The organism is Stenotrophomonas sp. TWI273 (assembly GCF_039674765.1).
Classification (GTDB): domain Bacteria; phylum Pseudomonadota; class Gammaproteobacteria; order Xanthomonadales; family Xanthomonadaceae; genus Stenotrophomonas.
Genome location: NZ_JBDJOA010000016.1, coordinates 1 through 22,988, shown reverse-complemented (window position 1 = coordinate 22,988; position 22,988 = coordinate 1). Strand labels below are relative to the sequence as shown.

Here is a 22,988-nt window from a genome sequence, read left to right as displayed (position 1 = left end):
GGTCGCAGCGATCGCCACGGCCGCGCGCGAGCCGCCTGACATCAAGCCTTGACGTGGGCGTTGATGTAGTCGATCGCAGCCTGCACGGTGCTGATCTTTTCGGCTTCTTCGTCCGGGATTTCGCACTCGAACTCTTCTTCCAGCGCCATCACCAGTTCAACGGTGTCCAGCGAGTCAGCGCCCAGGTCATCGACGAACGATGCGCTGTTGGTGACTTCCTCTTCCTTGACGCCAAGCTGTTCGACGACGATTTTCTTGACGCGTTCTTCGATGGTGCTCATTGGATATCGCTCCAGATGGAGTAGTGGTTCAAAAATGACGCCATCCGGTGAGGGATGACCGTGGGATAGTGTAGTGGAAACCAGCGACACCTTGCATTGCAGCAAAACATCAAACGGATCAACCACTTGCGGCGCAATCCTTGCGCCACATGCTTACGGCATGTACATGCCGCCGTTCACATGGAGGGTTTCGCCGGTGATGTAGCTGGCCGAAGGACCGGCCAGGAACGCCACCGCGTTGGCGATATCGGACGGCTCGCCGAGCCGCTCCAGGGCGATCGACTTGACCAGGCCGGTGCGCTGCTCTTCCGGCAGGGCCTTGGTCATGTCGGTATCGATGAAGCCCGGCGCGACCACATTGACGGTGATCCCGCGCGAGCCGATTTCCTTGGCCAGCGACTTGGAGAAGGCAATGATGCCGGCCTTGGCCGCGGCGTAGTTGGCCTGGCCGGCATTGCCGGTCACGCCGATCACCGAGGCGATGTTGATGATGCGGCCCTTGCGCGCCTTCATCATGCCGCGCATGACGGCCTTGGAGGTGCGGAAGACGCTGGTCAGGTTGGTGTCCAGGATCGCCTGCCAGTCTTCTTCCTTCATCCGCAGCAACAGGTTGTCGCGGGTGATGCCGGCGTTGTTGACCAGGATGCTGATGGCGCCGAACTCCTTGGCGATACCGTCCAGCACGGCCTCCAGCGCAGCGGCGTCGGTGACGTTCAGCGCGCGGCCGTGACCACCCACGGCGGCCAGGCGCTCACCGATGGCGGCGGCACCGGCGTCGGTGGTGGCGGTGCCGATGACGGTCGCGCCCTGCGCGGCCAGTGCGTCGGCGATCGCGGCACCGATACCCCGGCTGGCGCCGGTGACCAGTGCGATTTCACCCTGAAGGGGCTTGCTCATCTCATTTCCTCAAACGGGACCGGTCCGGCCGGGCTGGCGCGAAGCCATTCCAGCACGGACGCGATCGGAAGACATTAGGCGGCCCAGGTCTCGCGGGCCGTCTCGAAATCGGCGGGCGTGGACAGTGTGCGCGCGTCCAGCGATTTGTCGATGCGCTTGATCAATCCGCTCAGCACCTTGCCCGGGCCGCATTCGGCCACGCGGGTGACGCCACGGGCGGCCAGCGCCTGCACGCAGCCGGTCCACTGCACGGGCAGGTACAGCTGCTGCACCAGCGCCTGGCGGATGGCGTCCACGCCGTCATGCACACGGGCATCCACGTTCTGCACCACCGGCAGGGCCGGGGCGCGCCAATCCAGGCCGGCCATGGTTTCGGCCAGGCGGTTGGCGGCTTCGCGCATCAGCGGAGTGTGCGAGGGCACGCTGACAGCCAGCTTGACGGCCTTGCGGACGCCCTTCTCGGCCAGCAGCGCCAGCGCACGATCCACGGCGGCAGCGTCGCCACCGATGACGATCTGGCCGGGCGAGTTGTAATTGGCGGGCACGACGACCTGGCTGCCGGCGGCCTGCTCGCAGACCTCCACGACCAGCGCGTCTTCGGCGCCGAGCACGGCGGCCATGGCGCCCACGCCGGTCGGGGCGGCTTCCTGCATCAGCTGGCCACGCAGGCGCACCAGGTGGGCACCGTCCCGCAGGGTCAGCGCGCCGGCGGCCACCAGGGCGGTGTACTCGCCGAGGCTATGGCCGGCCAGGACGGCCGGCTGGACGCCGCCAACGGCGTTCCAGGCGCGCCACACGCCGATGCTGGCGGCCAGCAGGGCCGGCTGGGTGTATTCGGTGCGGTTGAGCATTTCCTCGGGACCGCCCTGCGACAGCGCCCACAGGTCGACACCGGCGCCGTCGGAGGCTTCGGTGAAGGCCTCGCGGATCTGCGGGTGCAGCTCGGCCAGTTCGGCCAGCATGCCCAGCGACTGCGAGCCCTGGCCCGGGAACACGAATGCGAGATTGGTATCGGTCACGCGATCATCCGCCTGCAAAAATCGAACGGCGAATGATAAAGGGGAACGTCGCCCTTCGTCTGTACTGCCGCGTATGTGGGGTCTTTCTTCAGGTGAACAGCTGGAGGATGTCGAGGTCGCCGTCACTGAAGAAATCGATGCAGATCACGGCCAGCATCAGCACGCCCAGGGTGGTGGCACCGTGCACGATGAGGATGGAATGGGCCAGCGCCCGGGCGGAGCGGCCCATCTTCATGCTGGCGCGGGCCAGCCCCTGAAGGCGGCCGGTGACATCGTGGGCATGGGCGAGGACCGGGGCTTCGGCGCCGTCCATGGCCTGGGCCATGAGGGTCTGCAGCTGTTGCGGACGGTTCTCGTAGTACTTGGCCACGCCGTAACCGAACATCAGCCAGTCGCGGGCCTGGGCCTGGGCGAGGTCCATGACCTCAAGGGGATCTTCCTCGAAATCGATGAAGCCGATCTCCTTGCCATCCCAGGTGAGGTTGCGCGGCAGCGGCTGGCCGAAGTACGCGCCCTTGCGGTGCGCCTGGGCAATGGCATTCATCGCGGCGGACACAAGGCGGTCACGGCCGGCATCGTCGGCTTCGCGCAGGCAGGTATTGAACGAGGAGCCGTTGTCGCCGAGCACGAGGGCGGCATGACCGCTGCCGATCACACTGGGGACGTTGACACCTTGCGCCTGCAGTTCGGCCAAGCGGCGGGCCTCGGTTTCGCGGGCGGCGTCGCCACCGCGGTGCGGCGGTGGGCGCAGGGCGTCGAGCTGGAAGCGGCGGGCAATGAAATTGAGCAGCCCGAGTGCGACCACCCGGCTGCCTTCGCCGTACTGCTTCAGCCAGGCGCGTTGGCCCTCGATGACGATGGGCTCAACCATGGCAGTTCTCCTGAAATGCATACGGCCCCGTAATGGGGCCGTAACGACAGCGTCACGTTGCCGTAACTGACACTATCAATAGCGCAGCAGAGCAGAACCCCACGTGAAGCCGCCGCCGAAGGCTTCCAGCAGCAGCAGCTGGCCGCGCTCGACACGGCCGGAGCGGACGGCGTGGTCCAGCGCCATCGGCACGGAGGCCGAGGAGGTGTTGCCATGCTTGTCGACCGTCACCACCACCTGGTCCATGGACATCTCCAGGCGCTTGGCGGTGGCTTCGATGATGCGCAGGTTGGCCTGGTGCGGGATCAGCCAGTCCAGGTCGTCCTTGGTCAGCGCGTTGGCTTCCAGGGTTTCATCGACGACCGAGTCCAGCGCCTTGACGGCGTACTTGAACACGTCGTTGCCCTTCATCAGGATCGCGCCGCGGGCATTCTCGCCCTCGCCGAAGCCGGCCGAGACGCCCACCGGGTTCCACAGCAGCTCTTTCTTGCTGCCATCCGAATGCAGGTGGGTGCTGAGGATGCCGGTCTCTTCGTCGGCCTTGAGCACGACAGCGCCCGCGCCATCGCCGAACAGCACGCAGGTGGTGCGCTCGGTCCAGTCGACGATACGGGTCAGCGTTTCCGCACCGATGACCAGCACATGGCGTGCATCACCGGAACGAATGAATTTGTCGGCCACGCTCAACGCGAACACGAAGCCCGAACAGGCCGCGTTGACGTCGAAGGCGGGGCAGCCGCTCGCACCGAGCTTGGCCTGGATCAGGCACGCGGTGGACGGGAAAATCAGGTCAGGCGTGGTGGTACCCACCACGATCATGTCGAGCTGCGAAGCGTCGATACCGGCCGCTTCAAGCGCACGTACCGCGGCGTGGTAGCCGAGGTCGCTGGTGGTTTCGCCTTCGGCCGCAATGTGCCGTTCGCGGATACCAGTGCGCGATTGAATCCACTCATCGCTGGTGTCGACCATTTTCTCCAGATCCTGGTTGGTCAACACTTTTTCGGGCAAATAACTACCGGTGCCCGCGATCCTCGAGTAGATCCGCTTGCTCATTGCATGTCCTGTAGCTCGATCGCCAAACGTGACGATCGGGAAGAATGGGGTAAAGGCCGCTGCCCGACCGGGCAGCGGCCTTCACAAATCAATCTTCTTCGACGGCCGAGTTCGACTTGGTCGTGATCACCTTCTTGCCACGGTAGAAACCGTCAGCGGTGATGTGGTGACGCAGATGCACTTCACCGGTGGTCGGATCGGTGGACAGCTGCTTGGCGCTCAGGGCGTCATGCGCACGGCGCATACCGCGGCGGGACGGGGTGACACGGGATTTCTGCACAGCCATGGGATTGCTCCAAACTCGGTTCGTTTTGCTTCGTCGTATCGTCGCGCAGGACGCCAGCGCCCAGCACAGTTTTCGCTTTCGCCGCAGCCGCCGACGACAATCCGGCTGCTATTGTTTTTTCAGTGCCGCCAACGCCGCGAACGGATTGGCCTTGCTGATTTCTTCTTCGGTCGGTGCCCAGTCCTTGTCCACGGCCTCACCATCGGGAGACAGCGGCACGACGGGCACGGCCAGGACGAGTTCGTCCTCGACCAGTTCCAGCGGTCGCAGCATGCCGTCTTCCGGCACCAGCCACGGTTCCCAGCCTTCCGGCAGCGAGGATTCTTCCTCTTCGCTGCGGATCAGGCCGAGCCGCTGCACCATCGAAACCGGCAACAGGAAACGCTGCAGGCTGCGCTGACAGATCAGCGGCAGCGCGGTGTCGATGGACAGTTCAACATAGGATACCTGCAGGATGTCGTCGTGCGCGAATTCCAGTGCATAGGTGCACGTTCCTTCGGTATCGGCGACAAGGCCCTGGAGGCGGGTCAATTCCGCTAGATTCACCTGGCCGTCGAAGCACCTGCGTGCTGCGACCATCCGCCAAGCATCCAGCATTTCGGGCACGTTTGCGGACATAAGCCGCTGAATGTTAAGGATCGTCCGGGCCGCTGTCAAATGCCTGCGCAGTCAGGTTGCCGATCCCCGCCCCGAAGGGCCAGACTGCCGCCCTTCCGTGCCCGGTATTGTCGCATGACCCCGCTGCTGCTTGCCTCTACTTCCCGCTACCGCCGTGAACTGCTGGAGCGGCTCGGCCTGCCCCTGGAGACCGCCCGCCCCGAGGTGGACGAGACCCCCGGCCCCGCCGAAGCCCCACGGGCCGTGGCGGTGCGGCTGGCGCGCGCGAAGGCCGAGGCCGTCGCCCGCCTGCACCCGGGCCGGTGGGTGATCGGCTCGGACCAGGTGGCGGAACTGAACGGCGCCCCGCTGGGCAAGCCCGGCTCGGTCGAGGGCGCGCATGCGCAGCTGGCCGCGATGTCCGGGCAGGTGGTCGCGTTCCACACGGCCGTGAGCCTGGTGCGCGATGGCGAGGCCCTGGCGAGCTGTGATCTGACCCGGGTCCACTTCCGGGTGCTGGAGGCCGCCGAGATCGCCCGCTACGTGGCGGCCGAGCAGCCGCTGGACTGCGCCGGCAGCTTCAAGTGCGAAGGCCTGGGCATCACCTTGTTCGAGGCGATCGAGAACCGCGACCCGACCGCGCTGATCGGGCTGCCGCTGATCGCGGTCAGCCAGCTGCTGCGCCAGGCCGGCTACACCCTGCCCTGAGCCTCAGCGCAGCTGCAGCGCCTCCAGGCAGCTGGCATCAAGTTCGCCGGTGGCCCAACCAACCCAGCGGCCCGCCAGCGGCATGGCCAGGCCCACGGGATGCCCGCCGCATTGCAGGACCAGCCGTGGCGCCCTGCTCTGGGCGCTGAAATCGATGCGCCAGGCCGGGTGCCCCAGGAGGTTGCGCACGGCCACGAGGGAGACATCGCTGACCGGGACGGCCACGCCGGTCGCCGTCGTTGGCGCCCCCTGCAGATAGCGAACTTCCGGCCAGGCAAACACCGATGCCCCGTGCGCGCGCAGGCTGGGCAGCGCGGCCAGCACTTCGCCGGGCACGCTTTCGCCATGCGTCTGATCCGGATCGACCACACCGGCCGCGGCCGCTGTAGCGGTCATGTTGGCCACCCGCTGCATGCTGGCACCGAGGTAGGCCATCCACGCCGTACTCGGCACGGCCACCAAGGCCAACAGCAGGGCTGCCCAGGCCACCGCCCCGGGACGGCGCAGGCCGACGCGCACGATCGTCCACAGCATCAGACCGGACCAGAACAACCACGACCAGGGCACATAGCGCGGTGCGGCCAGCTGCGTGGGGTAGTCGGCAAAGTAGGTCCAGCGGCTCAGTGCGACCAGCCCGCCCACGGCCAGGCCGAACCATGCCATTGCCAGCCCCACCGATTCCCCCGCCCCGGCGCGGTGGCCGCGCTGCCAGGTGCGCCAGGTCATGCCGAGCAACCCGGCCAGCCCCGCAGCACCGATCAGCAGATGCGGCCAGCGCGAGGTCAGCACCGGTCCGAACTGCGCCTGATAGGCACTGGCCACGGCATGCACCACGCCGCGCACGGGCGCGAACGGCAACTGCTGTGCCGCTGCCGGATCCAGTGCCGGCCAAACCAGATAGATGAAGGGCGAGGCCAGCCAGCGCAGCAGCACGTCCAGCTGCGGCAACGGGGCCAGCGCCATCTGTGTCGGCATGCCGGTCCGCCCCATGCCCAGGTGCAGCCCGACCGCCACGAGCAGGCCGGCGATCCAGGGCACCCAGTGCGACAACGGCGCACGCCGCACCACCAGCACCGCCGCCAGCCCCACGAACACGGCCACGCCGCTGCCGAAGGAGAACGTCGCCGCCACGCCGCATACGGCGGCCGCGACCGCGCCGCGGCGATCGCCACGCAGCAGCAGGGCGACGCCCGCCATCAGCGCCACGGTGATCAGGTACGCGTGGACCGATTCGTTGGCATGGGTGAGCGCGCGCTGGCTGCCCAGCCAGAAGATCGACAGCGCTGCGACCAGGGTGGCGGCGGCGCGCACCGGCGGCGCCAAGGCATCGGCCCTGATGATCCGGGCGAGCAGCCCTACCGTGGCCAATGCCAACGCAACGCCGGTACCGATCTGCAGCCATTGATTGCCGTGCAGCCACTCCAGCTCGGCGTAGCGCACCAGGTTCGGCAGGATTTCGCGGTGGCCATTGTCCGACACCAGCACGTTGCCCGGCCACGGCATCTCCAGCAGCTTCTGGGTGAAGCGCCACGGATCGGCGTACAACACGCGCGGTGAGAGCCACAGCATCGCGGCCACACCCACCGCGACGATGCCCACCACCGCGCACCACAACGCACGGATCAGCGCGGGTGACACCGGCGTGGCGTGCGGGTGGGAAGCAGACAGCGGGGCAGATTCCTGCGGCGCATTGCGCATGACGGTGTCATCCATGGAAGAACACGCACGCTCAGCGCGCGGGGACGGTGAAGGCCTGTTCCTGCCACTGCTCCACGCTGCCGTCCTTGCCGTGCAGCGTCATGCCGAGCCAATGACGGCCGGGCGCGAGGTGGTCGGTCTTCAGCGTGGCATCGAAGGCCACGTTCGGGTGCTGCGGATCGGTGGAGATCTTCCACGCGCCGGTGATGTCGTAGGGCCGACCGTAGACCGCATCGCCCACCGGCTGGCCATCGATCAGCAGCTCGACACGCTCGATGCCCACGCCATCCTTGAAGGCCCAGCCACGCACCTGGAGGGGGTTGCCCGCCGCGGCGCCGGGCTGCGGCGTATCCAGCCAGGCCATCGCCGGCGTAACGCACGGCCCCTCGACCCGCTCGGCCGGCAGCTTGAACAACAGGAAGCGCTGGAAACCATGATCGTTGCTGACCACACGCGGCGGCGGCAGCGGGCCCACCTGTTCGCAGACCGCGTGGTAGCGCGCCAGCAGATCGCGATAGCGCTGGTCGCTGGGCGAGAGCACCAGCAGCATCGGCGCGTCGCGCTGGCCATCGTGCAGCAGCCCCCACAGCCCCAGCTGCGCAGTGCGGCCGTGCTTGTCGTTCAACGGGTGGGGCAGCACCTCGATAGAGGCGTCGCGCAACTGGAAGCCCAGTTCCGCCCCCACCTTGAAGTTGCCGGCCAGCACGCGCGTGCCGGGCGGCATGCGTTTCAGCTCGTCGCGCACGGCGCCTGCCAACGGTTCCCAGCCGGCGAAGTTGCGCGGGTAATACTTGTAGCCGGCCAACTGCTCACGCACGCTCGGGATGGAGACCGTCAGGTAATAGCCGAAGGCCAGCGCCAGCCCGGCACCGGCCAACCACCAGCCGGTACGGCGCAGCCAGCGCGGCCAGCCGTTGAGTACCACCGGCACCGCGATCAGCAGCGCCAGATAGCCCGGCAGCGGCCAGTGGAAACTGATGCGCTCCACATCGGTGAAGAAGCCCAGGCCGAAGATGGACAGCGTCGACACCGCGCCGATCAGGCCGAAGTAACGCCATTGCGCGCGTGCGCCACCACCGGAGCGGGTGCCCGCCAGGGCCACCTTCCACATCGCGATGCACAGGATCGGGGTGACCAGCATCGGCTGGATCACCAGGAACCACAGCCCGCTCCATTCGAACGCCCACGGGTGGCGCTCGACCACCTGGAATTTCAGGCCCGCATCATGGTTGTCGGCATTCCACGACAGCAGCGGCAGCCACGCCAGCACACCCACCGCCAAGGCCACCCAGACGCGCGGATCGCGCAGCATGCGCCGGCCCTGCGGCAGCACCAGCAACGCGATGAAACCGACCACGATCACGCCGATGAAGCGGTAATGGCTGAGTGCACCGATGGCCAGGCCGGCGGCCAGCTTCACCGCCGCCGCGGCATCGACACTGCGCAGCAGGCGCGCGCCGGCATCCAGGCACAGCACCGCGGCCAACGCCATCGGCACATCCGGGACGGCCAGCATGCCCAGCGTGGCCGACAGCGGCATCAACAACGTGAGGCTGCCCGCCTGCCAACCGGCCACCGCACCGAACCAGCGCGTGGCGATGCGTGAGACCAGCCATGGCAGCCACGCACCGATCGCCAGGAACGGCAGGCGCAGTGCAAGCACATGATTGCCGCCCACTTCCACGCCCAGGCGTGCCAGCCAAGCGGTCAGGCCAGGCAGGTCCGAATAGGCCGCCGCCAGATGCTGACCTTCCTGCCAGTAAAAAGCTTCGTCCACGAACAAGGGCAGACGTGCGGCCACCACCAGCTTGACGGCGGTGACCAGCGTCCACAACAACAGGAATATGGTGCGTGCGCGTTGTTCGCCCTGCATTGCTCTATAGAATCAGTGGAATCATCGAATCGAGACGGACATGGATCATTCGCCCCCCGTGCCAGCCATGCTAACCGATGTACTGCGACAGTCCCTTCGCGCCGCCCAGGATCAGGTCAACGGGCTGGTGCTGGGCAAGGCGCAGGAGGTGCGGCTGGCGTTCGTGGCGCTGCTCTCCGGCGGCCATCTGCTGATCGAGGACCTGCCCGGGCTGGGCAAGACCACCCTCGCCCATGCCATGGCCTCCAGCCTCGGGCTGGGCTTCCAGCGGGTGCAGTTCACCTCTGACCTGCTGCCGGCCGATGTGCTTGGCGTCTCGGTGTATGACGCCGGCAGCCGCCAGTTCCAGTTCCACCCGGGCCCGGTGTTCACGCATGTGTTGCTGGCCGACGAGATCAACCGTGCGCCGCCGCGTACCCAGAGTGCGCTGCTGGAAGCGATGGCCGAGCAGCAGGTCACCCTGGATGGCGTGACCCATCCGCTGCCGGATCCGTTCTTCGTCATCGCCACCCAGAACCCGGTCGACCTCTCCGGCACGTTCCCGCTGCCGGACTCGCAGCTGGATCGTTTCCTGCTGCGGTTGGCCCTGGGCTACCCCAATCCGGAATCGGAACGCGAGCTGCTGCGCGGCACCGATCGCCGCCATCTGATCGCGCAGGCCACCGCGCGCCTTAGCGAAGTGGACGTGCGCACGCTGCGCGAGGCGGCTGGTCAGGTGCATGCCAGCGAGGCGTTGATCACCTATGTGCAGGCCCTGCTCGCCCGCAGCCGCCAGCACGCCGGGGTGCGCGTGGGCCTGTCGCCGCGTGCCGGGCTGGCATTGCTGCGCGCCGCCAAGGCGCATGCGCTGCTGCTCGGCCGCGCGCATGTGGTGCCCGAAGACGTGCAGACCCTGTTCGTGGCAGTGGCCGGGCATCGCCTGGTGCCCGAGGCCGAAGCCGGCAACGGGCCGGCACTGGCCCGCGCCATCCTCCAGACCGTGCAGGTCGACTGAGATGCGCCGCGGCTGGGGAGCCCGCTGGCAGCAACTGCAACATCTGGCGCGACCGCGCCACCCCGAGCACCTGCCGTGCCGGTTCGACCGGCGCCGCATCTATGTGCTGCCGACGCGGTTCGGGCTGTTCGTCGCCGCGCTGCTGTCGGCGATGCTGCTCGGCGCGCTGAACTACAACAACAATCCTGCGCTGCTGCTGGCCTTGTTGCTGGCGACCGTCAGCATCGCCAGTGCGATCAGCGCGCACCTGCAGCTGTCCGGATTGCAGGTGGATGCGGTCTCCGCCGAGCCGGTCACCGCGGGCGCGCCGTTGCGGCTGCGCATCAGTCTGTCGCGCGCCGATACCCGCGCCCGGCGCGGCCTGCAGGTGGAGCACGAGGGCGTGGCCGCGTTCGGGCACCTGATCGACAGCGACCAGATCGAAGTGGATCTCGCGCTGCCCACGCACCGGCGCGGCTGGTTCGACCTGGCCCGCATCCGCATCGCCACCACGCAACCGCTCGGCCTGGTGCGCGCGTGGTCGTGGGTCTGGCCGGAAACCCCGTTGCTGGTCTATGCGGCACCGGAAACGCACGCACCCTCCCTGCCGGAAAGCGGCGGCGACCCACTGCATACCCGCGTGCATGCCAGCGGCGAGGAGCTGCATCAGCTGCGCCCGTATCGCGCTGGCGATCCGATGCGCAGCATCGCGTGGAAACACTCCGCGCGACGCGACACCCTGTTGGTGCGCGAGTACGAAAAGCCGGTCGGGCTGGAGATCGTGCTGGACTGGTGGCACCTGGCACCGCTGGGCACCGAAGCACGGATCGCACGCATGGCGCGCTGGATCGACCTGGCCGAACGCGAAGGCCGCCGCTACACGCTCAAGCTGCCGGGCCAACCGGTGCTCGGGCCTGGCAACGGCAGCGCCCATCACCACCTGTGCCAGCGCGCACTGGCGCTGTTGCCTCATGACTGACCGGCCCGTGTCCCTGCTCAGTTCCGGTGCGCGCTACTGGACGCTGGCCAGCGCGGCGCTGGGCCTGTTGCCGCTGCTGCTGCAGCTGCCCACCGTGCTGGCCGCCGTCATCGCCAGTGTCGCACTGCTGACCGCGCTGGCCTCGCGGCAGCGACTGTTGCCGGGCGCCCTGCGCCTGTTGCCGGTGCTCGCCATGCTGGCCGCCATTTACTGGCAGATGGGTCCACGGCCTGGCCGCGACACCGGCTGCGCGCTGCTGGCAGCAATGCTCGCGCTGAAATCCAGCGAGCTGCGCAGCCTGCGCGATGCCCGCAGCCTGGTCGGCTTCGGGCTGTTCGGCCCGTTCGCGGCGTTCCTGCTCGACCAAGGCCCGTTGACGATGACGCTGGCCGTGCTGGCCGGCCTGGTCGCACTGCTCGCCCTGCAACGCCTGGCACACCTGGAGGGACAGGCACCGCCAGCGCCCCTCAAACGCCAGTTGCGCGGCATCGGCCGGTTGGTGCTGCTCGGCCTGCCGCTGGCCCTGGCCGGTTTCTGGCTGTTCCCGCGGTTGAGCGAACCGCTCTGGGGCATCCCGGATCGCGCGGTGGGCAAACCCGGCCTGTCCGACACGATGGAGCCCGGGGAGTGGCTGGACCTGATGGCCGATGACACCCCGGCGCTTCGCGTGCAGTTCTTCGGCGCGATCCCCGCGCCACAGCAACGTTACTGGCGCGGGCCGGTACTGACCCATTTCGATGGCAAGCGCTGGGAGCAGGACCGGCGGCAGATCGAGCGTGCGCCGGCCGCCGTGACCCACGCCAGCACGCAGTGGGACTACCAGATCGATTACGAGCCGACCGATCGCCGCCAGTTGGTCGCGCTGGATCTTCCGCTGCAGGCACCGCCCGGCAGCGACCTGGATGCCAACCACAGCCTGCGCAGCCACGCGGCGTTGAACGCACTGACCCGTTGGCGGCTGACCTCCGCACCGGCGGTGGCCTATACCGAAGCGCTGACGCCTGACGCGCGGCGCCTTGCGCTGCAGTTGCCCGACGGCTTGAATCCGCGCACGGCAGCGCTGGCCCGGCAGTGGCGACAGGACGCCGGCAGCAACGATGCCGCGATCGTGCAGCGCGCGCTGGACTGGGTGCGCGCGCGTTTCGTCTACACCCTGGACACGCCCGAGCCCGGTCGCGATGGCGCGGACGAATTCCTGTTCGATCAGCAGGCCGGCTTCTGCCAGCACTTCAGCTCCTCGTTCGTCGTATTGATGCGCAATGCAGGCATCCCGGCGCGGGTGGTGACCGGCTTCGCGGGCGGCATCCGCAACCCATATGGCGACTACTGGGTGCTGCGCCGGATGGACGCACATGCCTGGGCCGAAGTGTGGCTGCCGGGCCGCGGCTGGGTGCGGGTCGATCCGACCGCCGCCGTTGCGCCGGAGCGCGTTTACGACACGCTTGAGGACCGGCTGGGGGCCGGCGCTGCCGGCGCCACGCTGGACAGCCGATGGCTGCAGATCGGGCAGATGGGCGACTGGCTGCGCCGGGGCTGGAACGACCTGGTCCTGTCCTTCGATGCCAACCGTCAGCAGCAGCTTCTTAAACCGTTTGGTTTCGAGCGGCTGGATCCGAGCCAGCTGGTGGGAATTTTCATCGTCTTCGCACTGGCCGCGCTAGGCTGGATGGCATGGCTGCTGGCCCGGGGCGAACGCGAGCGCGACCCGCTGTTGCGGGCTTGGCATCGGCTGGGACGCCGGTACGCACGCTATGGGCTGTCCCGCGCCAGCGCCGAACCCGCTGACGAGTGGGCGCGTCGGGTGGACCGGCAGCGACCCGATCCTGCGCTGCTGTCGCTCAGCGCGCGTTTCGTCCAGGCGCGCTACGCTGGCGCTGACGTCGACCTCACTTCATTATTGCGCGACCTGCGCAGGCATCGCCCGACCTCCGGAGCATCCCCATGAAGATTCAAATCCTGCTTCCCCTTGCTGCCTCTCTGGCACTGGCTGCCTGCGCCACCGCGCCCAAGCCGTTGCAGGGGCAGTTCAGTATGGTCAGCCCGCGCGACGCGGTTCCCACCCAGCAGGTGGGCACCCCGGTACGTTGGGGTGGTCGCATCATCGAAACCAATCCGGGCCAGGGCCAGACCTGCTTCCAGATGATTTCGCGCCCGCTCAACGGCAGTGGCCGCCCGAGCACCACCTCGGCCGACGCCAGTGACGGCCGCTTCATCGCCTGCCGTGCCGGCTTCTACGATCCGGCGGTGTTCGAGCCGGGCCGCGATGTGACCTTCATCGGCAAGATCGGCGGCTACGAGAACACCCGCATCGGCGAGTACGACTACCGCCTGCCGAAACTGGACGCCGACGTCATCTACCTGTGGCCGGAACAGCGCCAGGTGGATGTGGTGCCCGCCTACCCCTACGGCCCGTGGGGCCCGGGCTGGGGTCCGGGCTGGGGCTACCGTGGCTGGGGCTGGTGGTAACACGCTGACGCAGCAACGCCGCCCTCGGGCGGCGTTTTTGTTTGCGCGCGGCCGGATCAGCCGTTTGCCGTGCCGAAGTGGCCCAGCGGGGCACCGGCCAGCAGGTGCAGGTGGATATGGAACACGGTCTGCCCGGCATGCTCGCGGCAGTTCATGACGATGCGGTAGCCGTCCTGCGCGAAACCTTCGCGGCGCGCGTAGTCCGCGGCGGCCATCGCCAGCTTGCCGATCAGGTGTGCCTGCTCCGGGCGCACGTCATCCAGGGTCGGGATCGCCTCGTGCTTGGGAATGAACAACACGTGCACCGGCGCCTGTGGGGCGATGTCCTTGAAGCCGAGCACGTCCTCGTCTTCGTAGACGATGGTGGCCGGAATTTCGCGGCGGATGATCTTGCCGAACAGGGTGTCGTGGCTCATGAGGGCACCTCGTGGAACAGGGCCCTGGAGAGTAGCGCGGATGCGCCCCCGGTTTCGATCATTGCCGCGCGGTGCGCCGCGTCATTCCTGCACTTCAGTACGCGTGCCGAACGCGTGCGACAGCGTGCCGCGATCCACGTATTCCAGTTCGCCCCCCAGCGGGAGACCCTGCGCGAGGCGGCTGGGCCGCACCTTGTAGCTGCGCGCCATCTGCGCCAGGTAATGCGCGGTCGCTTCGCCTTCCACGGTGGCACTGGTGGCGATGATCAACTCGTTGACCTCGCCTTGCTTCAGGCGCGCCTCCAGCTGATCCAGGCCCAGCTCGCGCGGACCGATGCCATCCAGCGGCGACAACCGCCCCTGCAGCACGAAGTACACTCCACGGAACCCGGTGGCCGTTTCGATCGCCAGGCGATCGGCCGGTGATTCCACCGCGCACAGCTGCTGGCGCTCGCGGCTGCCGTTGGCGCAGACCGCACAGATCTCGGTCTCGCTGAAATCCCGGCACTGTTCGCAATGCCCGATCCGCTCGATCGCCTTGGCCAGCACCTCGGCCAGCTTCTGGCCGCCCTCGCGCTCGCGCTCCAGCACGTGGTACGCCATGCGCTGGGCGGTCTTCTGGCCCACGCCCGGCAACACGCGGAAGGCCTCGATCAATTGTTCGAGCAGGGGCAGGCTCATGGCGGATCGCTCATCTCAGAAACAAGCGCGCGAAGCCCGAAGGCTTCGCGGCGCGGTCACCACGGTCGCGCCAGGCAGACACCCGGCGCAGGCGGTGGGTCAGAACGGCAGCTTCATGCCCGGGGGCAGCTGCATGCCGGCGGTCGCCGAACCCATGCGGTTCTTCGACTCGGCGTCGATCTTGTTGGAGGCATCGTTGAACGCGGCGGCCACCAGATCTTCGGTCATTTCCGCATCGGACAGCACCGACGGATCGATGCGCACCTTGCGGCATTCCTTGGTGCCGGTCAGGGTCACGCTGACCATGCCGCCGCCGGCGCTGCCGGTCACTTCCAGCTTGGCGAGGTCTTCCTGGGCCTTCTGCAGGTTCTCCTGCATCTTCTGGGCCTGCTGCATCAGTTGGGCGATATTGCCGCGCATGGGTCTTTACTCTTCAAAAGGACGAATGGAATCGGCGACGACCCGGGCACCGTGTTGCTGGACCAGCAACTGCACCGAAGGATCGGCCATGAAAGCGGCTTCCGCCGCCGTTTGGCGTTCGCCACGCTGACGGTCAGCGCGCTGATGCAGGGTCTCGGCACCGGCTGCACCGGTATCGATCACCAGGCGCGGGGCCTGCCCCAAGGGGCCGGTCAACGCCGCGATCAGCGCCGCCTGCGAGCGGTCCGAACTCAAGTACTCAAATCCGGGCGAAATCGCCAGTTTCAAGACGCCGTGCTGGTAGCTGATGAACGCCGAGTGCGCGGCCAGCTGTTTGGACGGGCCATTGAGCTGGCTGCCGGCGACCAGTTCCAGCCACGCATCGGCGGTCAGGTCGCCCTGGGCGTCCGAGGGCGCGGTCTCCGGCGCCGAGGGGGCGATGGCGATGCCCTCCGGGCGGGACACCGGGGCGGAAGCTTCCCGTGCAGGCGCGGGAGCAGCCGGTGCCACGGTCCGCTCGGCCGGCGCTTCCCACGGGGCGACCATGGCCGCATCCGGGGTGGCCATTTCAGCAGCCAGCGCTTCGTCGCGATCGGCGACATCGCTTTCACGGTGCCACGGCGGCAGATCGTCGTCGGCCGCGGGGGCTGAGACGCTTGGTTTGGACGGTTTGACCGGCTCGACGGCTGCCGGGGCCGGGACAGGTTGTTTCGGCGCCGGCGGTGCGGGCTCAGGCGCCGCAGAGACGGGAGCAACCACGGGCGCCACCGGGGCCGGCTGAGCGACGGGGGCGCTCGCCTTGGCCGGCGCCACGACCGATGCAGAAGCCGCGCTCGCTGCCGCAGCGGCCATGCCGGTGCCCTGGCCGCTGGCCTGGCCACCACTGTTCACTTCGGTGCCGGTGCCCGGATCGCGGGGCACCGGCGGTACGGCGGCGGCCGGACGGAACGCCAGCATGCGCAGCACGGCCATCTCGAACCCGGCGCGCGGGCTCGGGGCCAGGTGCAGGTCACGACGACCGCCCAAGGCCATCTGATACCAGAGCTGGACCACTTCCGGGCGCAGGCGCTGGGCGAAGGCCTCGGCATCGATCCCCTCGCCTGCCGTCGCGGCGCCGGGCACCAGCTGCTGCACCTGGATCCGGTGCAGGGCTTCGGCCAGGGCATCGAGCACCCCGCTCCAGTCCGGCGAGAACTCGGCCAGCAGGGCCACCGTCTGCAGCAGGCGCGGACCATCGCCATCGGCGAGCGCATCCAGCATCGCGGCGACCTGGGTGCGGTCGACCGTACCCAGCATCGCGCGCACCACGTCTTCGCGCAGCGCGCCGCCGGCATAGGCGATCGCCTGGTCCAGCAGCGACAGGCCGTCACGCAGGCTGCCATCGGCCGCCTTGGCCAACTGCACGATGGCGGTCGGGTCGGACTCGATCTCCTCGGCCGCCAGGATCTTGGTCATCTGGCCCTGGATCTGGTCCTCGTCCAACCGCTTCAGGTTGAACTGCAGGCAGCGCGAGAGCACCGTCACCGGCAGCTTCTGCGGATCGGTGGTGGCCAGCAGGAACTTCACATGCTCCGGCGGCTCTTCCAGCGTTTTGAGCAGCGCATTGAACGCCGCCTTGGACAGCATGTGCACTTCGTCGATCAGGTAGACCTTGTACTTGCCCCGGGAGGGCATGTACTGGGCGTTCTCGATCACCTCGCGGACATCATCCACACCGGTATTGGACGCAGCATCGATCTCGAGCAGATCGATGTAGCGGCCGGAGTCGATATCCAGGCAGGCCGGACACTGGCCGCACGGATCGGCGCTGGTGCCCTGCTCGCAGTTCAGCGACTTGGCAAAAATACGGGCAATGGTGGTCTTGCCGACCCCGCGGGTGCCGGTAAACAGGAACGCATGGTGCACCCGGCCGCTGTCCAGCGCATTGCTGAGCGCACGGACCACGTGTTCCTGGCCCACCAGCTCGGCAAAACGCTTCGGACGCCACTTGCGGGCAAGGACGAGATAGGACATCAGGCCACCGTCTTCATCGGGACGACCATTGTGCCACGCCTGTCCAGCCCCCCTGCCCCCTGTGACGAACCGCTTGTGCGATTCCGATTCCCCCGCTAGAATCTGCGCCCCTGCAGCGGGTTATTGCGGCAGGTCCGGAGAGGTGTCCGAGCGGTTGAAGGAGCACGCCTGGAAAGTGTGTAAGCGTCTAAACCGCGCTTCGGGGGTTCGAATCCCCCTCTCTCCGCCAGACAAATGCAAAAGGCCGCCCCTCGGGGCGGCCTTTTGCATTTCTCACGTTCGTCATTCATCCGGCTCCGATAGCAGCGCGCGAAACCATGGAGAGGGGGATGAGAACCCCCGACCGGGGGTTCGACGGATTCGCCAGGAGCGAATCCGGACAGCCGAACGGCTGGCCCTGGAGCGCGTCAGCGCGGAAGGGCTGGGTGCATGGATGCACCCAGCAATCCCAATGAAGCGGCCACCCTGCATCCGAAGCCTCTGCGTCGCCACCGCTAACGGTAGAGCCGACCGCTGGTCGGCTGCTCTTTGCGCAGCCAACCCATGCCAAAGTCCCCCCATGCCCACCCTGCGCCCCTACACCCCAACCGACGCCCCCGCCTGTCTGGCACTGTTCGACAGCAACGTGCCGCGTTACTTCGCCCCACACGAACGCCACGACTTCGCCACTTACCTGCTCCACCCACACCGCGCCCACGACTATCTGGTCATCGACCACAACGGCCACCTTGTCGCCTGCGGCGGCCTGGCCCTCGACAACGAACACACCGCGGCCTTCTGCTGGGGCATGGTCGACCGCACCCGTCATCGCCAAGGCCTGGGCGCGCAGCTCTCCCACGCGCGGCTGGCCCACGCAAGAACACTCGGCGCCCAGCGCATCACGCTCAGCACCAGCCAGCACACGCAGGCGTTCTACGCCGGCCTCGGCTTCGTCGTCACCCACATCACCCCCGATGGGCATGGCCCCGGGCTGGATGCGGTGGAGATGGCACTCGAACTGGCGCCACGTTGAGCGGCGCCAGTGATTGGAGTGCGTCAGGGTTACGTCAGCCACGCATGGCGTGGCTCTACCCCCGAGCGCGCAGCGTGCATTTTGAACGCCTCAGCTGCTGCTCAACTTCATCAACACCAACCCGCTCACGATCAACACCGCTGCGGCAATCCGCATCGCGCTGACCTGCTCGCCGAGGAAGCTAATGCCGATCACGAACGCGCCGACCGCGCCGATGCCGGTCCAGATCGTGTACGCGGTGCCCAGCGGCAACGTGCGCATTGCCAATGACAGCAGCCAGAAGCTGGCGATCATGGTGACGAGGGTGATGATCGAGGGGGTGAGCTTGCTGAACCCCTCGGACTGCTTCATCGAGAACGCCCAGACGATTTCCAGTACACCCGCTGCCAACAGATAGATCCAGGCCATGCGGCCCTCCTTGATGGGGGCCAGGCCGTCCTGGTCAGTGATTCCCGAAATGGGGGAGGCCGTTCCTCCTGTGCCGCGCATTTTAGCAACCCGCCCGCACATTGGCCGCTCCGTGTCACGGCGGGCTACACGGGATTCAGCCTCCGCGTCTGGCACTGCGTGCCACGCATGCGCTAGAATGCGCGACTGCACTGCCGGGCCTGTTCCTGCGGTGCACCTTCCGCCTGCGGCTGGCTGATCCCTGATCGCCCTGCAGCCGGAACGTCTCTATGGTGGCCCCGTCGGCCCCTCGCGACGCTAGGTCGAAAATCCCGCCAGGGCCGGAAGGCAGCAACGGTATCGATCGACGCGGGCGCCGAGGTCAGCCGGCGGGGCCGCCACCTTTTTGGGCCCCCTGTTTTCCTTCGCGATGCTGCCGCTCAAGGCGCCGCGGGCGTGCCCTGATGAAACACCACCCGCCATGCCTCGCCGTGCAGCCGCCACAGCGAGCTGCGCAGCACCTCACGTTGGCGCACCCCTTCGATCACATACCAGCTGCGGTAGCGCACCTGCGCCAGCGTCGGGGCCAGCAGAGCGACGTCATAATCGCAGGACACGATCTCCACCTGCGCGCGCTCACGCGGAAGCTCGGCCAACGCAGCAGCACGGTCGAAACAGGTGCCCGAGCTGCCGATCTCGCGAAAGTCATCATCCAACAGCGCCGCCAACTGCGCGACATCACCGCGAACCGCCGGCGCATGCAACGCGCGTTCGAGCGCCTGCAGCTGGGCGGCCAGCGCGTCGTCCATGCTCAGGGCGGATCCTGGGCCAGCACATGCATGGCGGTCGGGGTGGCCAGCGCCACACGCTCACCGGGCAGGGCCACACGGTGGCCACGCTGGCGCAGCGCCTCGCCGTCCGTCTCGCTGGCGTAGTGATAGAGCATCATCCGCGCCTGCAGCTCGGGCGTGTACTCACGCTCCAGGTCGTCCACACCGGTGTGCGAGGGATTGCCGTGCAGGCCGCAGTCGTGGGCGATCAGTTCGTTGTCGTCGGCGTAGCGCGCCAGCATTTCCGGAATCGGGCGGGTATCACCACTCCAGGTGACCGCACCCTTCAGGCGCAGGCCATAGGCGGTTTCCGGCCAGTGATGACGCACCGGGAAGACTTCCAGACGCACGCCGTCATGCCAGAACGCCTCGCCGACCACGATCAGCTGGAACGCATCCCAGAAGTTCGCACCGCCCTCGGCCAGCACATTCGGGTAATCGGCCACGCGCTTGTGCAGCAGCGGCACGACCGTCGCCGGCACGTAGAGGCGGATGCGCCCGCGACGCTGCGGCGAGAAATACGCATCCACGAACAGGCGTTCGAAACCGGCGACATGGTCCAGGTGCACATGGGTGACGAACAGTGCCTGCGGCACATGCCCGTAGTGCGCCTGGAAGGCGGTCAGCCCTTCCCCGCCGCAATCGATGGTGAGCCACGGGCGGCCATCGCGCTCGATCACCGCCATCGGCGAACCCAGCTGCACGGCCGACGCATTGCCGACCCCCATGAAACGCAATGCCCAGTCCATCAGTAACCCCGGTTCCAGGCCAGGTCGTAGGCGCGGCGCAGCCGTGCGTAGTCCTTCTCGACATCCTCATGGCTGCGCTCACCGCGCAGCTTGATCAGCGAGCGCAGCAGCCGCTTGAGATTGCGTTCGCGCCAGCGGGTAGCGGGAATGCGCAGCACGCCGCGATCGAAATCGATCAGCCACCCGTGGCCGTTGGCGTCGAACAGAATGTTGTGGGCATTGAGATCGGCATGGTCCAGCCCGGCGCGATGGAAGCGCGCGATCAGCCGGCCGGTCTCTTCCCAGGGAGCGCCGCGCCCGGCGACCAGCGCCCGATCGGCCAGCGAGCGCACGCCCTCCAGCCGCTCCATCAGGATCGCCGCTTTGTAGCGCAGGCCTTCGCGCATGTAGAACGCGGCGATCGGCCGCGGCACCGGCAGCTTCTGCGCGTGCAGGGCGCGCATCAGCCGGAATTCGGCAAAACTGCGGGTGCGGTTGGCGCCGCGCCAGAGGTAGTGGTCCCGGCTGAGCTTGGCCGCCAGGCCGCCGCGCAGGTACTGGCGCAGCACGGCATGACCGAAGGGGGCATCGACGAACCAGGCGCCGCCGCGGCCGCCATCGGCGACCGGTCGTGCCCGCTCGCCCCAGTGGGCCGGCGCGAACAGGCTCATCTCGGCTTGCCGCAAGGCTTCGCGGTCGAACAGAATGGCACCGATACCGCGTCCATCGCGGCAGGGCGTCAGCGCTTCAGTGGCGTCGAATGCGACCATTCCTTCGAGTCTAACAACACCATGGCACCAACGTCCTCTTCCTTGTGTCTTTTGCGTTTGTCCGCGCTGGGGGACGTGACCCATGTGGTGCCGCTGGTGCGCACCCTGCAGCAGGCCGATCCCGGCGTGTCGCTGCACTGGATCATCGACAAGGCCGGCCACAAGCTGCTCGACGGGCTGCCGGGCGTGACCTTCCACAGCTACGACAAGAAGACCGGCCTGGCCGGCATGCGCGCCCTGCGCGAGAGCCTCCCTGCGGGGCGTTTCGATGCGCTGCTGCAGATGCAGGTCGCCTTCCGCGCCAACGTGCTGTCTGCCTTCGTGCCGGCCAAGCGCCGCATCGGCTACGACAGATCGCGCTCCAAGGACCTTCACGGGCTGTTTATCAATGAACGCATCCCCGACCGCCCGGGCATCCACGTGCTCGACGCGATCGGCAGCTTCTGCGAGCCGCTCGGCCTGAAACAGGCCGAGGTCAGCTGGGATCTGGCCGTGCCGCCGGCGGCGTTCGAGTGGGCCAATGCCCAGTGGGCCGACGATGGCCGCCCGGTGCTGATGATTTCGCCCTGCTCCAGCCACGTGCGCCGCAACTGGTATGCCGACCGCTATGCGGCCGTCGCCAACCACGCCACCGCGCGCGGCTGGCGGGTGGTGCTGTGCGGTGGGCGTAGCGATCTGGAGCGCGGCATGGCCGATGCCATCCAGGCGCAGCTGACCACCCCGGCGCTGGATCTGGTCGGCAAGGACACCCTCAAGCAGCTGCCCGCGCTGTTGGCGCGCGCCGCACTGGTAATGACGCCCGATTCGGGCCCGATGCATATCGCCAACGCGATGGGCACCAAGGTGCTGGGCCTGCACGCGGCCAGCAACCCGCACCGCAGCGGCCCCTACTCCGACCGGCGCTACTGCGTGGACCGCTACGACGACGCCGCGCGCAGATTCCTGGGCAAGCCGGCCAGCGAACTGAAGTGGGGCGCGAAGGTCGAGTTCGACGACGTGATGCAGCTGATCACGGTCGAGGACGGCATTGCCGCCTTCGAGCGCTATGTGGCCGATTACGCCCCGCGCGGCGCGTAATCCTTGTACGACTTCTCTTCCACGTAGAGCGAGCCCAGCGCCAGGTTGATGTCCTTCTTGATGCGGGCACGCTCATCGTTCTGCTGGTAGACGCTGCGGGCCAGTTCGACGAAGTGGTCGTCGAAGGCCTGGGCTTTGTCCTGCAGGCGGATGTTGTCTTCGATGTCCCACAGGCGCTCGTTGACGGCCTTGAGCTCGGCACGCAGGCGGGCGATGTCCTTGACCCCGGCCGGGTGCGCCATCCAGGTCTTTTCCAGCGCGCTCAGCTCGGTGCGGATGTTGGCCAGCTTGGCCTCGTCGCTGATGCGCTCGGATTTGATCTGCAGGATCGAGATCTTGTCGAGCAGTTCACCGAAGGACACGGGGACGAGGATTTCAGCGGTCATGGTGGGGATCCGTTACGTGAGGCGGGCAGTTTAGCGGAGCGCATGTTGGAGGGGTGTGGGGCGCGGGTGCGGCCCCTCGGGTAGAGCCACGCCGTGCGTGGCTGCGCGGTGATCGGGTAGAGCCACGCCGTGCGTGGCTGCGCGATGGTCGGCGGGAGGCAGCCACGCATGGCGTGGCTCTACCGCGATGACGTCGCGTGGCCTGCGGGGTGGCCGCTTCATTGCCGGGATTGCTGGGTGCATCCATGCACCCAGCCCTTCCGCGCTTGCGCGCTCCAGGGCCGCGCCTCCCATAGCTGGAGACGCCGTTGGGGATGAACGCGTCGCCACGCGCCCGGGAATGTCGGTGATGCCGCTGAGGGCTTCGGATGCAGGGTGGCCGCTTCATTGGGATTGCTGGGTGCATCCATGCACCCAGCCCTTCCGCGCTTGCGCGCTCCAGGGCCAGACGTTCGTCTGTCCGGATTCGCTCCTGGCGAATCCGTCGAACCCCGGCGCGTCTTCGCTTCATCCCCCTCTCCGCCAGACACGCAAAAAAAGCCACCCCAAGGGTGGCCTTTTTTGCGT

The 22,988-nt window shown here is 67.7% G+C and carries 25 protein-coding genes, 1 tRNA gene and 1 other RNA gene; 9 read left to right on the top strand and 18 right to left on the bottom strand.

Translation table 11 applies throughout. The features are described from left to right. Positions 1 to 41: 41 nt before the first annotated feature. The 7 genes from acpP to ABE571_RS16045 form a co-directional block, all read right to left on the bottom strand. On the bottom strand, positions 42 to 281 hold the full coding sequence (acpP, locus tag ABE571_RS16075; RefSeq protein WP_017357544.1) for an acyl carrier protein: 240 nt from the start codon (positions 279 to 281) through the stop codon (positions 42 to 44). A gap of 153 nt (positions 282 to 434) precedes the next feature. Beyond that, on the bottom strand, positions 435 to 1,178 hold the full coding sequence (gene fabG, locus ABE571_RS16070; protein ID WP_070426748.1) for a 3-oxoacyl-ACP reductase FabG: 744 nt from the start codon (positions 1,176 to 1,178) through the stop codon (positions 435 to 437). A gap of 74 nt (positions 1,179 to 1,252) precedes the next feature. Beyond that, complete coding sequence (fabD, locus tag ABE571_RS16065; RefSeq protein ID WP_313212228.1) at positions 1,253 to 2,197, bottom strand: ACP S-malonyltransferase; 945 nt, start codon at positions 2,195 to 2,197, stop codon at positions 1,253 to 1,255. Between the two features lie 88 nt (positions 2,198 to 2,285). Further along, the gene (locus ABE571_RS16060) at positions 2,286 to 3,068 is read right to left on the bottom strand and encodes a serine/threonine protein phosphatase (protein ID WP_346494103.1); all 783 of its coding nucleotides are present in this window, start codon (positions 3,066 to 3,068) and stop codon (positions 2,286 to 2,288) included. A gap of 75 nt (positions 3,069 to 3,143) precedes the next feature. Further along, positions 3,144 to 4,121 (bottom strand): beta-ketoacyl-ACP synthase III, encoded by a 978-nt coding sequence (locus ABE571_RS16055; protein ID WP_313212230.1) that lies wholly within the window; start codon positions 4,119 to 4,121, stop codon positions 3,144 to 3,146. 88 nt (positions 4,122 to 4,209) lie between these two features. Then, entirely contained in the window at positions 4,210 to 4,407 is a 198-nt protein-coding gene (gene rpmF / locus ABE571_RS16050) for a 50S ribosomal protein L32 (RefSeq protein WP_017357626.1), read from the bottom strand. A gap of 108 nt (positions 4,408 to 4,515) precedes the next feature. After that, positions 4,516 to 5,025, bottom strand: coding sequence for a YceD family protein (locus ABE571_RS16045; protein ID WP_088432868.1), 510 nt, complete (start codon positions 5,023 to 5,025; stop codon positions 4,516 to 4,518). A 114-nt stretch (positions 5,026 to 5,139) separates the two neighbouring features. On the opposite strand from ABE571_RS16045, the gene ABE571_RS16040 reads away from it, so the two are divergent. Continuing rightward, complete coding sequence (locus ABE571_RS16040; RefSeq protein WP_346494101.1) at positions 5,140 to 5,712, top strand: Maf family nucleotide pyrophosphatase; 573 nt, start codon at positions 5,140 to 5,142, stop codon at positions 5,710 to 5,712. 3 nt (positions 5,713 to 5,715) lie between these two features. Here ABE571_RS16040 and ABE571_RS16035 read toward each other — a convergent pair whose 3' ends face one another. Together ABE571_RS16035 and ABE571_RS16030 are read right to left on the bottom strand one after the other, a co-directional pair. Next, positions 5,716 to 7,425: a hypothetical protein gene (locus ABE571_RS16035; RefSeq protein ID WP_346494099.1), complete on the bottom strand. Its 1,710-nt coding sequence runs from the start codon at positions 7,423 to 7,425 to the stop codon at positions 5,716 to 5,718. A gap of 16 nt (positions 7,426 to 7,441) precedes the next feature. Then, entirely contained in the window at positions 7,442 to 9,283 is a 1,842-nt protein-coding gene (locus tag ABE571_RS16030; protein WP_346463605.1) for a glycosyltransferase family 39 protein, read from the bottom strand. A 40-nt stretch (positions 9,284 to 9,323) separates the two neighbouring features. Here ABE571_RS16030 and ABE571_RS16025 point away from each other — a divergent pair, with 40 nt between their 5' ends. From ABE571_RS16025 to ABE571_RS16010, 4 genes are read left to right on the top strand one after another with little or no spacing between them, the layout of a single operon-like run. Then, positions 9,324 to 10,277 carry a MoxR family ATPase gene (locus ABE571_RS16025; protein WP_346494097.1) on the top strand — a complete coding sequence of 318 codons (954 nt, stop codon included), beginning with the start codon at positions 9,324 to 9,326 and terminating at the stop codon, positions 10,275 to 10,277. Position 10,278: 1 nt separating this feature from the next. Then, positions 10,279 to 11,235, top strand: coding sequence for a DUF58 domain-containing protein (locus tag ABE571_RS16020; protein WP_346494095.1), 957 nt, complete (start codon positions 10,279 to 10,281; stop codon positions 11,233 to 11,235). Next, a complete protein-coding gene (locus ABE571_RS16015; RefSeq protein ID WP_346494093.1) occupies positions 11,228 to 13,180 on the top strand; it encodes a DUF3488 and transglutaminase-like domain-containing protein in 1,953 nt (650 codons plus the stop codon). The genes ABE571_RS16020 and ABE571_RS16015 overlap by 8 nt, the downstream gene beginning before the upstream one ends. Further along, on the top strand, positions 13,177 to 13,701 hold the full coding sequence (locus ABE571_RS16010; protein WP_019185338.1) for a Slp family lipoprotein: 525 nt from the start codon (positions 13,177 to 13,179) through the stop codon (positions 13,699 to 13,701). The genes ABE571_RS16015 and ABE571_RS16010 overlap by 4 nt, the downstream gene beginning before the upstream one ends. Before the next feature lie 56 nt (positions 13,702 to 13,757). On the opposite strand, the gene ABE571_RS16005 is transcribed toward ABE571_RS16010, so the two are convergent. The 4 genes from ABE571_RS16005 to dnaX all read right to left on the bottom strand — a co-directional run bounded on the left by ABE571_RS16005 (position 13,758) and on the right by dnaX (position 17,231). Then, the gene (locus ABE571_RS16005) at positions 13,758 to 14,117 is read right to left on the bottom strand and encodes a histidine triad nucleotide-binding protein (RefSeq protein WP_313212238.1); all 360 of its coding nucleotides are present in this window, start codon (positions 14,115 to 14,117) and stop codon (positions 13,758 to 13,760) included. 81 nt (positions 14,118 to 14,198) lie between these two features. Then, complete coding sequence (recR, locus tag ABE571_RS16000; protein ID WP_259261179.1) at positions 14,199 to 14,798, bottom strand: recombination mediator RecR; 600 nt, start codon at positions 14,796 to 14,798, stop codon at positions 14,199 to 14,201. Between the two features lie 99 nt (positions 14,799 to 14,897). After that, positions 14,898 to 15,218 (bottom strand): YbaB/EbfC family nucleoid-associated protein, encoded by a 321-nt coding sequence (locus tag ABE571_RS15995; RefSeq protein ID WP_019185335.1) that lies wholly within the window; start codon positions 15,216 to 15,218, stop codon positions 14,898 to 14,900. A 6-nt stretch (positions 15,219 to 15,224) separates the two neighbouring features. Next, complete coding sequence (gene dnaX / locus ABE571_RS15990) at positions 15,225 to 17,231, bottom strand: DNA polymerase III subunit gamma/tau (protein ID WP_346494091.1); 2,007 nt, start codon at positions 17,229 to 17,231, stop codon at positions 15,225 to 15,227. Positions 17,232 to 17,367: 136 nt separating this feature from the next. On the opposite strand from dnaX, the gene ABE571_RS15985 reads away from it, so the two are divergent. Further along, positions 17,368 to 17,460 (top strand) — tRNA-Ser (locus ABE571_RS15985). Positions 17,461 to 17,790: 330 nt separating this feature from the next. Then, positions 17,791 to 18,243: a GNAT family N-acetyltransferase gene (locus ABE571_RS15980; protein WP_346494089.1), complete on the top strand. Its 453-nt coding sequence runs from the start codon at positions 17,791 to 17,793 to the stop codon at positions 18,241 to 18,243. 90 nt (positions 18,244 to 18,333) lie between these two features. Here the strand turns inward: ABE571_RS15980 and ABE571_RS15975 are convergent, their stop codons facing one another. After that, entirely contained in the window at positions 18,334 to 18,651 is a 318-nt protein-coding gene (locus ABE571_RS15975) for a multidrug efflux SMR transporter (RefSeq protein ID WP_346494087.1), read from the bottom strand. Between the two features lie 278 nt (positions 18,652 to 18,929). On the opposite strand from ABE571_RS15975, the gene ffs reads away from it, so the two are divergent. Beyond that, positions 18,930 to 19,026: signal recognition particle sRNA small type (gene ffs, locus ABE571_RS15970), an RNA gene on the top strand. 44 nt (positions 19,027 to 19,070) lie between these two features. On the opposite strand, the gene ABE571_RS15965 is transcribed toward ffs, so the two are convergent. Genes ABE571_RS15965 through ABE571_RS15955 form a run of 3 tightly spaced genes read right to left on the bottom strand, consistent with a single transcriptional unit; the run spans position 19,071 to position 20,958 of the window. Further along, positions 19,071 to 19,439, bottom strand: a complete 369-nt coding sequence (locus ABE571_RS15965; RefSeq protein ID WP_313217372.1) for a nuclear transport factor 2 family protein — start codon at positions 19,437 to 19,439, stop codon at positions 19,071 to 19,073. A gap of 2 nt (positions 19,440 to 19,441) precedes the next feature. Then, positions 19,442 to 20,209, bottom strand: coding sequence for an MBL fold metallo-hydrolase (locus tag ABE571_RS15960; RefSeq protein WP_346463616.1), 768 nt, complete (start codon positions 20,207 to 20,209; stop codon positions 19,442 to 19,444). Continuing rightward, positions 20,209 to 20,958 (bottom strand): 3-deoxy-D-manno-octulosonic acid kinase, encoded by a 750-nt coding sequence (locus tag ABE571_RS15955; RefSeq protein WP_313212245.1) that lies wholly within the window; start codon positions 20,956 to 20,958, stop codon positions 20,209 to 20,211. Before ABE571_RS15955 ends, ABE571_RS15960 begins: the two co-directional genes overlap by 1 nt. Before the next feature lie 21 nt (positions 20,959 to 20,979). On the opposite strand from ABE571_RS15955, the gene ABE571_RS15950 reads away from it, so the two are divergent. Then, entirely contained in the window at positions 20,980 to 22,035 is a 1,056-nt protein-coding gene (locus tag ABE571_RS15950; protein WP_346494084.1) for a glycosyltransferase family 9 protein, read from the top strand. Here ABE571_RS15950 and ABE571_RS15945 read toward each other — a convergent pair. Next, positions 22,014 to 22,421 carry a DUF6165 family protein gene (locus ABE571_RS15945; RefSeq protein WP_019185792.1) on the bottom strand — a complete coding sequence of 136 codons (408 nt, stop codon included), beginning with the start codon at positions 22,419 to 22,421 and terminating at the stop codon, positions 22,014 to 22,016. The two genes, ABE571_RS15950 and ABE571_RS15945, sit on opposite strands and share 22 nt — an antisense overlap. Between the last annotated feature and the right edge of the window lie 567 nt (positions 22,422 to 22,988).

What these genes read in the sequence shown, in the direction of transcription:
- ABE571_RS15945 (WP_019185792.1), bottom strand. Translation starts at nt 22,421, where the DNA reads ATGACCGCTGAAATCCTCGTCCCCGTGTCCTTCGGTGAACTGCTCGAC.
- ABE571_RS15975 (WP_346494087.1), bottom strand. Translation starts at nt 18,651, where the DNA reads ATGGCCTGGATCTATCTGTTGGCAGCGGGTGTACTGGAAATCGTCTGG.
- ABE571_RS15960 (WP_346463616.1), bottom strand. Translation starts at nt 20,209, where the DNA reads ATGGACTGGGCATTGCGTTTCATGGGGGTCGGCAATGCGTCGGCCGTG.
- ABE571_RS16035 (WP_346494099.1), bottom strand. Translation starts at nt 7,425, where the DNA reads ATGGATGACACCGTCATGCGCAATGCGCCGCAGGAATCTGCCCCGCTG.
- ABE571_RS15965 (WP_313217372.1), bottom strand. Translation starts at nt 19,439, where the DNA reads ATGGACGACGCGCTGGCCGCCCAGCTGCAGGCGCTCGAACGCGCGTTG.
- ABE571_RS16060 (WP_346494103.1), bottom strand. Translation starts at nt 3,068, where the DNA reads ATGGTTGAGCCCATCGTCATCGAGGGCCAACGCGCCTGGCTGAAGCAG.
- fabG (WP_070426748.1), bottom strand. Translation starts at nt 1,178, where the DNA reads ATGAGCAAGCCCCTTCAGGGTGAAATCGCACTGGTCACCGGCGCCAGC.
- ABE571_RS16040 (WP_346494101.1), top strand. Translation starts at nt 5,140, where the DNA reads ATGACCCCGCTGCTGCTTGCCTCTACTTCCCGCTACCGCCGTGAACTG.
- ABE571_RS16010 (WP_019185338.1), top strand. Translation starts at nt 13,177, where the DNA reads ATGAAGATTCAAATCCTGCTTCCCCTTGCTGCCTCTCTGGCACTGGCT.
- ABE571_RS16030 (WP_346463605.1), bottom strand. Translation starts at nt 9,283, where the DNA reads ATGCAGGGCGAACAACGCGCACGCACCATATTCCTGTTGTTGTGGACG.
- ABE571_RS15995 (WP_019185335.1), bottom strand. Translation starts at nt 15,218, where the DNA reads ATGCGCGGCAATATCGCCCAACTGATGCAGCAGGCCCAGAAGATGCAG.
- acpP (WP_017357544.1), bottom strand. Translation starts at nt 281, where the DNA reads ATGAGCACCATCGAAGAACGCGTCAAGAAAATCGTCGTCGAACAGCTT.
- ABE571_RS16005 (WP_313212238.1), bottom strand. Translation starts at nt 14,117, where the DNA reads ATGAGCCACGACACCCTGTTCGGCAAGATCATCCGCCGCGAAATTCCG.
- ABE571_RS16025 (WP_346494097.1), top strand. Translation starts at nt 9,324, where the DNA reads ATGGATCATTCGCCCCCCGTGCCAGCCATGCTAACCGATGTACTGCGA.
- ABE571_RS16015 (WP_346494093.1), top strand. Translation starts at nt 11,228, where the DNA reads ATGACTGACCGGCCCGTGTCCCTGCTCAGTTCCGGTGCGCGCTACTGG.
- ABE571_RS16045 (WP_088432868.1), bottom strand. Translation starts at nt 5,025, where the DNA reads ATGTCCGCAAACGTGCCCGAAATGCTGGATGCTTGGCGGATGGTCGCA.
- ABE571_RS16055 (WP_313212230.1), bottom strand. Translation starts at nt 4,121, where the DNA reads ATGAGCAAGCGGATCTACTCGAGGATCGCGGGCACCGGTAGTTATTTG.
- ABE571_RS15980 (WP_346494089.1), top strand. Translation starts at nt 17,791, where the DNA reads ATGCCCACCCTGCGCCCCTACACCCCAACCGACGCCCCCGCCTGTCTG.
- dnaX (WP_346494091.1), bottom strand. Translation starts at nt 17,231, where the DNA reads ATGTCCTATCTCGTCCTTGCCCGCAAGTGGCGTCCGAAGCGTTTTGCC.
- recR (WP_259261179.1), bottom strand. Translation starts at nt 14,798, where the DNA reads ATGAGCCTGCCCCTGCTCGAACAATTGATCGAGGCCTTCCGCGTGTTG.
- rpmF (WP_017357626.1), bottom strand. Translation starts at nt 4,407, where the DNA reads ATGGCTGTGCAGAAATCCCGTGTCACCCCGTCCCGCCGCGGTATGCGC.
- ABE571_RS15950 (WP_346494084.1), top strand. Translation starts at nt 20,980, where the DNA reads ATGGCACCAACGTCCTCTTCCTTGTGTCTTTTGCGTTTGTCCGCGCTG.
- ABE571_RS16020 (WP_346494095.1), top strand. Translation starts at nt 10,279, where the DNA reads ATGCGCCGCGGCTGGGGAGCCCGCTGGCAGCAACTGCAACATCTGGCG.
- ABE571_RS15955 (WP_313212245.1), bottom strand. Translation starts at nt 20,958, where the DNA reads ATGGTCGCATTCGACGCCACTGAAGCGCTGACGCCCTGCCGCGATGGA.